Source organism: Streptomyces sp. NPDC037421 (genome assembly GCF_055602105.1).
Window position 1 is genome coordinate 1 of sequence record NZ_JBVJWV010000074.1, and the last position, 8,482, is coordinate 8,482.

At 64.9% G+C, this 8,482-nt stretch carries 6 protein-coding genes and 2 pseudogenes; all 8 read left to right on the top strand.

Annotation, left to right across the window (positions count from 1 at the left end):
* Positions 1-108: 108 nt before the first annotated feature.
* Positions 109-285, top strand: a pseudogene (locus ACZ7IF_RS39045) (transposase); the annotation flags it as partial.
* 652 nt (positions 286-937) lie between these two features.
* Positions 938-2,482, top strand: a complete 1,545-nt coding sequence (locus ACZ7IF_RS39050) for a reverse transcriptase N-terminal domain-containing protein (RefSeq protein ID WP_470981774.1) — start codon at positions 938-940, stop codon at positions 2,480-2,482.
* A 68-nt stretch (positions 2,483-2,550) separates the two neighbouring features.
* Complete coding sequence (locus tag ACZ7IF_RS39055) at positions 2,551-2,709, top strand: HNH endonuclease (protein ID WP_470981784.1); 159 nt, start codon at positions 2,551-2,553, stop codon at positions 2,707-2,709.
* A 70-nt stretch (positions 2,710-2,779) separates the two neighbouring features.
* A pseudogene (locus ACZ7IF_RS39060) lies at positions 2,780-3,406 on the top strand (IS5 family transposase); the annotation flags it as partial.
* Positions 3,407-4,098: 692 nt separating this feature from the next.
* Positions 4,099-4,509 carry a RidA family protein gene (locus tag ACZ7IF_RS39065; protein WP_470981776.1) on the top strand — a complete coding sequence of 137 codons (411 nt, stop codon included), beginning with the start codon at positions 4,099-4,101 and terminating at the stop codon, positions 4,507-4,509.
* A gap of 117 nt (positions 4,510-4,626) precedes the next feature.
* Positions 4,627-6,081, top strand: a complete 1,455-nt coding sequence (locus ACZ7IF_RS39070) for an NF041680 family putative transposase (protein ID WP_470981778.1) — start codon at positions 4,627-4,629, stop codon at positions 6,079-6,081.
* Positions 6,082-6,590: 509 nt separating this feature from the next.
* A complete protein-coding gene (locus ACZ7IF_RS39075) occupies positions 6,591-7,946 on the top strand; it encodes a polymorphic toxin-type HINT domain-containing protein (protein WP_470981780.1) in 1,356 nt (451 codons plus the stop codon).
* Between the two features lie 23 nt (positions 7,947-7,969).
* Positions 7,970-8,383, top strand: coding sequence for a hypothetical protein (locus ACZ7IF_RS39080; RefSeq protein WP_470981782.1), 414 nt, complete (start codon positions 7,970-7,972; stop codon positions 8,381-8,383).
* Positions 8,384-8,482 lie beyond the last annotated feature (99 nt).

The window sequence follows — 8,482 nt, forward strand, 5'->3', positions numbered from 1 at the left end:
CCACCTCCCCCCCCCCCCCGCCCCCCCCCCCCCCCCCCCCCCCCCCCCCCCCCCCCCCCCCCCCCCCCCCCCCCCCCCCCCCCCCCACCGCCATGAAGGGAGGGGACGTTGGCTCGGTGCCGCTGCTACCCCTCGGACACCTACGACGACGAGTGGGCCCTGATCGAACCGCTCCTTTCGATCCCGGCCTGCGAGACCCCTCGCGGCGGGCGGCTGGAGAAGCACCCGCGGCGCGAGAGTGTGGACGCAATCCGGTATGTCGTGGACACCGGATGCAAGTGGCGGGGTGCGACACGAGGTCGCACTGATCAAGTGGCAGACGAGAGAGGAGTTGATGAAGCCCAGGCCAGTGTCCAGGGCCTGTCCCCTGCGTCCACATGCGTCGCCGGTAACGGCGGGGTGTGAAGCTGGACGATCACGCTCAAGAGCGTCCCGGCCATCGGGAGGCAACAAGCAAAGGGGAAGACTGGACGGGCGAGCGAAAGCGAATCTCCGACTATGCCTCGTGATTGCATAAGCTGCGCGATGGTAATGCAAGCGGCAGCTACAGGACTCGGCGTGGAAGAACGCCAGGTGACCCTCGTGGACTCGCCGGCGAGGGCAGGACACCACCGGTCCCGGGGTAGAGGAGGCGCCCACCCCAGTCGCATCTTGTCAGTGCGGAACGTGGAAACCCCGTCGGGGTCCGGGATCACTCCCGGTTGTCCGACCGTGAGGAAGGATCAATTCCCCGGCGGGAACAGGATGACCCAAGAAGCAAATGCCGATAGGCCGAAAGGCCAGGGGAAAGCGGACGGCACCCGCCCCCGTATAACTCGTCGGATACGGGTCCGAGTGACTCGGCCCGAAAGGGCGCCCACGTGGGCCAGGTGAGCCTTTGAAGAGATCTGGTGAAGAAACCAGCACCGAAGGGCAAGTTGGACGCACGGAGGGGCTGATGGCTCGACAGAACAGTGAGCCCCGCCGTTCTTCCCGTGCGAACGGACCGGAGGACGTGCGAATCGACTGGCGCAGCATCGACTGGGCCGCGTGCGAGGACCATGTACGGCGACTGAGACGAAGAATCTTCAAGGCGACTCAGGAAGGCGACCTGAAGAAGGTTCGCAACCTGCAAAAACTCATGCTGCGAAGCCACTCCAATACGCTAGTCAGCGTCAAAAGGGTGACGCAGCAGAGCGCGGGGCGCAAGACCGCGGGCATCGATGGGGAAACTGCGCTCACACCGAAGGAGCGAGGCCGTCTCGCGGTCCGAATCCAGCGGTCTGAGAATCCCTGGAGGGCTCGTCCGGTCAAACGCGTGTTCATCCCGAAGGCCAACGGAAAGCAGCGACCTCTCGGGATCCCTGTGATCATCGACCGCGTACTTCAAGCCCGGGTGAAGAATGCACTAGAACCCGAGTGGGAAGCACGCTTCGAGCCGAGGTCATACGGATTCCGCCCTGGTCGGGGTTGCCATGATGCGATCGAGGCCATCTACAACACATTGGGGTCTAAAGGGGCCTCACGTTTGTGGGTGCTCGACGCAGACCTCGCGGCAGCCTTCGACCGGATCAACCACGCTCGGCTTCTGGAGGCCCTAGGCCTGTTCCCTGGTCGAACCATGGTCAGGGCATGGCTGCGGGCTGGCGTCGTTGAAGAAGGCTGCTTGATGCGGACGGACGAAGGCACTCCTCAAGGAGGAGTGATCAGTCCGCTGCTGCTGAACGTTGCCCTGCATGGGATGGAGGCAGCGGCAGGGAGTCGTTATCGGTATGCCGGTCCGGGCAACAGGGGTACATATACGGCCCGGGACGCCCCTGTTCTCGTGCGGTACGCGGACGACTTTGTGGCCATGTGCCACAGCGAGGAAGAAGCGCACCGTGTTAAGACCGAGCTGGCCAAGTGGCTGGAACCGAGAGGGCTGAGATTCAATGAGGAAGGGTTCGACTTCCTCGGATTCGGGGTCCGACGTTTCGGCACCAAGCTGCTTATCAGGCCCAGTAAGGATGCTGTCGAGAGAGTCCGGGAGAGGCTTAAGACGGAGGTGAAGGCGCTCTACGGCGCCAACGCCGGAGGTGTCTTGAGAAAGCTCACGCCCATCATTCGGGGGTGGGTCGCCTATTACCGGACGGTGGTGTCGTCCAGAGTCTTCGCTGATCTGGACAACTACATGTGGGTGCTCACTTACAAGTGGGCCAAGCGTGCTCACCCGCTAAAGTCGAGGGACTGGATCGTCAAACGGTACTTCGGCCGGTTCGACAAGACCAGGCGAGACCGATGGGTGTTCGGCGATCGCGTCAGCGGCGCCCACCTCGTCAAGTTCTCCTGGACGAAAATCGTTCGGCACACCCTGATCAAGGGCGCGGCATCATTGGATGACCCTTCCCTAATCGAATACTGGGAAAACCGCCGTCGCCGAAAGGCGCCTCCGCCTATGGACAAGACGAGTCTGTCCCTAGCTACCGGCAACGGGGGCTCTGCCCTCTATGCCGTCAGGCGTTGATTGCCGGAGCCGAGTACGAGCCGGACAACCCACGCGAGTGGATTAACTGGTTCGCGGCCTCGAAGAAAATGCTGAATAAGCATCACTTCGAATACCGGCGTGACGGCGGGTCGGACGAGAGAAAGAACCTGCGTCTCGTTCACGCCGACTGCCATCGTCAGCTTCATGCTGCGGATGGCAGACGGCCCCGAATGCAGAGCACTGTGACGCCCTTGGGGCTTGCTTGAGCCGGTTGCCTGGAAAGCGGGCATGGCCGGTTCTGAGGGGGCCGGGACGCAGCAATGTGTCCCGGCTACCCGACCCCTGCCCAAGGACTTCCCGCCCTGGCGGACCTGCTACAACTTCATGGCCCGCTGGGCCGCCGCCGGGGTGATCGGGCAGATCCGAGACCAGCTCCGCAAACGCGTCCGCCGGGACATGGGCCGCTCCCCTGGAGCGGTCGCCACCATCATCGACTCCCAGTCCGTCAAGGCCGCCGAGACCGTCGGCAAGGACTCGCGCGGCTACGACGCAGCGAAGAAGATCAACGGCAGGAAGCGGCACCTGGTGGTCGACACCAAAGGCCTGCCGCTGTTCGTCGTGGTCACCCCGGCCGACATGACCGACCGTGACGCGGCAAAGGAAGTCCTGTTCAGACTGCGGCTCATGCACCCCGAGATCACGATCGTCTGGGCCGATTCCGCCTACGCCGGACAGCTCGTCGACTGGGCGAAGAAGTACCTGAACCTGACGTTGAAGATCGTCAGCCGGCCGAAGAACGCGGTCGGGTTCGTCGTCCTGCCCCGCCGCTGGGTGGTCGAGAGGTCGCTGGCCTGGGTCATGCACGCCCGCAGACACGCTCGCGACTACGAGAGGCTCATCCAGCATTCGGAGTCGCTGATCACCTGGGCCGCGATCACCCTCATGATCAGGCGAATTACCCGTCGGCAGTCCCGCCGAGCCGGTCAGCCAGCCCCTCGCGAACACACCCGGGACTGACTCGTTCACCGCCACCAACCGCACCCGGCCTCGCCCCGCTTCTCCACTCTGACTACGGTAGGTCCAAGCGGAGTCGCATCCCCTTTCGTTTCACCAGAAGGAGCGACACCCCTCGTTGGAAACCCCAGCCACCGGTCATCACCGCTGTCACGCGTGGCTCAGGAGAAGGTGCTCAACATCGGGCGCACCGACTGGCACGGCGACCCCGAGATCTTCCTCCGGTACAGGGAGGGATCCGCCAGCTAGGGCTTGTACTTATCCCTCAGCATCGAGGCGAGCAAGGCCTCATCCGATCTGTAAGAACTCCGGTCAGCTCTTGCCTGCGCCGTTCGAGCCTGCTCAATGAGCAGGCCATCCACATTCTCCGTGCGCCGCCGCTTCCCTCGACGCAGCACGGTCACCACCATCAACACCGCCGCCCCCAGTAACACACCAAGCCCGATCACACCGCCCCCTCACCCATCACCAGAACCTACATGCCGACCATACCCAGCCAGACCCACACTCGACGCCCTCTCTGTCATGCATGGCTCAGGAACAGGTACTAAGCTTGTTCTTTAACCTCACGTCACTGCGGAATGCTTGCCGGTGGAGAAAATGCGGTGCGTGCTGGCACCACGCTGGTCAGACTCGCTGACATGACTGAGAAGATCACCCGCATCAACCCCGAGCAGCTGCATGAGACACCCGGCTACCACCACATCACCGTGGTGGAGGCAGGCCGTACCGCCTATCTGGCGGGGCAGTGCCCGCTTGATCGGAATGGTGACCTCGTCGGTTCCGGTTCCCTCGAGACGCAGGTCGACCAGGTTGTCGCGAACGCGCTCACTGCCCTGGCAGCGGTGAGTGCCCAGCCTGAACATGTGGTGCGGTCAGTGATCTACGTGCGGAGCGATGAGAGGGACATTCTCGGAGCCGCATGGAGTCGGCTCACCGAGTCTGCCCTGGGTCCGGCGTTCACCACCGCCAGCACGCTCTTGGGCGTCGCCCAGCTGGGCTTTCCGGGACAGCTCGTCGAGGTGGATCTCACCGTGGCGCTGCCTGACTGACTTCGAACGGCGTATCGAACTGGGTAGCCCAGCTGGGCATTCGCGGGACGCTGGGGCGGCCTTCGTCTGATCATGTGTTCCGACCAAGGTGCACCGATCGAGACGAAGGCCGTGAGGGTGAGTCTGCTGCCTGACGCCGGTCCCGGGGAAGCGTTCGCGCAAGCGTCACACTTCCGGGAGGAACTATTCGACTGCCTGACCGTGCGCGGGGACGAGCTGTTCGAGCTCGTGGACGCGTTGCTGTGCGCGGACGGCCCGGTGACCTCGCCGGTGGATCTGACGCTGGTGGCCGAGCACCGGCGTGGGCACGGCGCGATGTACGAGGCGCTGAACCACGGGAACGTGGACGTACCCCGGTTGCGGCAGGTGCTGGCCGGTCTGCCGATGCCGCGGGCCGCCGACGGGCGCCTGGTCCTGGCCGTCGACGTCAGCAACTGGCTCCGCCCCGACGCGCCGACCAGCGCGGATCGCCTGTTCTGCCACGTCTACGGCCGCAGCGGACGGTCCTCGGACCAGTTCATCCCCGGCTGGCCGTACTCGTTCGTCGCCGCCCTCGAATCGGGCCGGACGTCCTGGTGCCAGCTCCTGGACGCCGTCCGCCTCGGACCTGAGGACGACGTCGCCGAGGCCACCGCCTCCCAGCTCCGCCGGGTGGTCACCGACCTGATCGAGATGGGCCGCTGGCACGTCGGCGACCGCGACATCCTCATCGTCTTCGACGCCGGCTACGACGCCCCACGCATGGCCCACCTCCTCGACGGCCTCCCGGTCGAGGTGCTGGGACGGATGCGCTCCGACCGCGTCATGCGACGGCCGACGCCCTCGCTCAAGGAGTACGCCCTGGCCTACCCCCAGGGCGGGCGACCGCCGAAGCACGGCAAGGAGTTCCGCTTCGCCAAGCCGGACACCTGGGGTGAGCCCGACGCGGCCACGACACAGGTCACCGACCGATACGGCACCACCCGCGCGATGGCCTGGGACCGTATCCACCCGCGCCTGACCACCCGCTCCGCCTGGATCGAGCACACCGGCGAACTCCCCATCATCGAGGGCACACTGATCCGCCTCCAGGTCGACCGGCTGCCCGGCGGAGGAGACCCGCTGCCGCTCTGGCTGTGGTCGTCCGCCACCGGCCTGAACTGCGAGGACGTCGACGTGCGCTGGCAGGCATTCCTGAGGCGCTTCGACCTGGAGCACACCTTCCGGCTGATGAAACAGACCCTCGGGTGGACCCGCCCGAAGCTGCGAACCCCCAAGGCTGGCGAGCGCTGGACCTGGCTGATCATCGCTGCCCACACCCAGATCCGCCTTCTGCGCGAGGCCGCCGCCGACTTGCGGCGGCCGTGGGAGAAGCCCGCCGAGCCCGGCCGACTCGCCCCGGCCCGAGTCCGCCGGGGGTTTCGGAACCTCCGCCCGCACCTGCACTGCCCGGCCCGCGCGCCAAAACCCTCAACCCCCGGACCTGGCAGGCCGCTTGGCTCCAAAAACCGGCGGCCCGCCACCCGCTACGACGTGGGTAAAACCGTGAAACGACCAGAGAGCATCACCGAACGAAACCGACTCAAACCATAAAGAACAAGCGAAGCGCCGCCCTCTCGGGCACGGACCGGTCCCGCTCGATGACGCCCAGCTGGTTCGCGTCACAGCCCGCGGCGGGACAGCCGCCGAGCGGACCGCCGAGGAGGTCCCGCAGCCGCCCGTCCGGCGTCCAGAAGCTGGGCCTGCGGCCGTACGGCGCAGCCTCGGGGACGGCCCCCGGACCTGACGGCCGACGCGTGACTGCCTGTTCTGATCCCTGGGCTGCCGCCTCTCGCTACCCTTGGGAACAGGGCCCTCCAGGTCGCGTTCGCCGCCGTCAACGCCACCCCACGGTCAAGTTCACCGGGGTGAACTTGACCGTGGTCGCTCTGGCCGCCAGCGCCCCAGGAGTTCCGTTCGCGGAACCGTCACTGTGACCGTTCTCCGAACGGGCAGCCCTCGCCCTGTACTTCCATTTCCGCCGCTGACCTGCGCGGACGAGGATCAGAAACCTGGAGGCCGCCTGGTCGGGGCTGAAGGACTTCATCGGCATCAACGACGCCATGGCCTGCTTCGGCGGCGACATGTGGTCATGCGGAAGCATGATCATCGGTGCCATCCCGTGGACGAAGCTCGGCAAGATCCCCTCGGTACTGAAGGCAGTCAAACGCACGATCTCGGCGATCCAGGCCTGGAAGACGGCGAAGAAGGCCGCCGAACTCGTCCTGGCGGCGGCGCGAGCGGCCGAGAAGGCAGCCCTGGAGGCCAAGCAGAAGGCCATAGAGGCAGCCAAAAAGGCAGCACAAGCGGCGAAGAAGAAGGCCGCCGACAAGATCAACACAACAAGCAACAAGGCGGTCAACAACAGCAAGAAGACAGGCAACTCGAACCACAAGCAAGCCCAGGCCAAGTCCAACCCGAAGGCCTCCTCGGCGGCAAGCGCCGGCAAGGGCGGTTCGAAGGGCAGCGGCGGCAAGTCCGTCAACATGAACAAGAGCGGAGGCTCGTCCGGCGGCTCCTCCCGCAGCAACGGCGGCAGCAGCGGCTCAGGCGGCTCCGGTAAGGCAGCCGACGCCTGCACCACCAACAGCTTCGCGCCGGGCACGAAGGTGCTGATGGCCGATGGTTCCACCAAGGCGATCGAAGACGTCAAGGTCGGAGACCAGGTCCTGGCGACGGACGAGACCACGGGTGAAACCCGCGCCGAATCGGTCACGGCCGAGATCAAGGGCCAAGGCCTCAAAAACCTGGTTACGGTCGTCGTGGACGTCGACGGCGAATCTGGCTCCGAAACGGCGGAAGTCGTCGCTACGGACGGCCACCCGTTCTGGATCCCGCAGCTCAACGCATGGGTCGAGGCCAAGGACCTGCAGTCGGGCCAATGGCTGCGCACCAGCGCCGGCACCCACGTCCAGATCTCCACAGTTCGCCGCTGGGTCTCCTCCGCAGCCACCGTGCACAACTTGACCGTGGCCGATAAGCACACTTACTACGTGCTGGCAGGTGCCGCTCAGGTCCTCGTCCACAACTGCCGCACCGACGAAGCCACGGTCCACCTGGCAAACTATCCGGATGGTAGGCAACATGCTCTGATCACGATTCGTGACGCAGAAGGAGAGCTCAGCACCCACCAGTTCGGCGATGTGAGTCGAAGCGACAACGGAGTCGAAATGTTCGACCCCGGCGATCTTCCGGCCATCACGTGGAGACTGAATATTAGGCTTCCCCTTGCGGGGCGGGCAAGAATGTTCGTCGAGAACGCCCTCTTTAAGACCGACGAAGGGCGCTGGCCTCCGTACTCTTTGCCCGACCAGGGTTGCGTGACCTACTGTGCGCAAGTTTTGCGAGCTGGCGGCGTGGACGGAGTTCCGCTGGATAACGATGAGGCACAGAGATGGCTGATGGCCAGATATGGATGAGTGGGATGAAGGGTGAGTGAGGGATGAAGGCCACCGGAGGCGAATTCTCAGAGGAGGGCAGGTGGATGGTTCCAGACTCGCTGCGAGGCCCGGTTCGTCAAGTTCCGACGAATCTCGTCATTCAGATGCTGTCCTGCGAACTCCTCGACCACGAAGCCAAGGCGCTCGTGGGGCAGTTTCTCACAGAGGCCTCTCTCTGCTATTTGCGGCCGTCAGGGATTCCCATGAATTTCGACCGGCAGGCACTCTTTGGTGATGAAATTAGGGGTGCGACGCGCATCGCGTACGAAGGCTGGGAGAATTTCCGGATGGCCATTGAAAGTGACGGCCTCCCCGAAGAAATCAGAGAGGGAATCCGACAGAGCCGAGCCTTGATGATTTCGAGACTACAAATTGCTATCGATGCGCTGCGAGAGCTTCCGGATAGCATCCTCTGAAAGTTGGTGAATTTTTGATCGCCGCGGGGGGGGGGGGGGGGGGGGGGTTGGGGGGGGGGGCCGTCACGTTTGCCCCCCCCCACCACAGCCCACCCTCAG

Excerpts from the sequence above, each read along its gene's own strand:
- ACZ7IF_RS39075 (WP_470981780.1), top strand. The coding sequence starts at position 6,591 with ATGGCCTGCTTCGGCGGCGACATGTGGTCATGCGGAAGCATGATCATC.
- ACZ7IF_RS39065 (WP_470981776.1), top strand. The coding sequence starts at position 4,099 with ATGACTGAGAAGATCACCCGCATCAACCCCGAGCAGCTGCATGAGACA.
- ACZ7IF_RS39050 (WP_470981774.1), top strand. The coding sequence starts at position 938 with ATGGCTCGACAGAACAGTGAGCCCCGCCGTTCTTCCCGTGCGAACGGA.
- ACZ7IF_RS39055 (WP_470981784.1), top strand. The coding sequence starts at position 2,551 with ATGCTGAATAAGCATCACTTCGAATACCGGCGTGACGGCGGGTCGGAC.
- ACZ7IF_RS39080 (WP_470981782.1), top strand. The coding sequence starts at position 7,970 with ATGAAGGCCACCGGAGGCGAATTCTCAGAGGAGGGCAGGTGGATGGTT.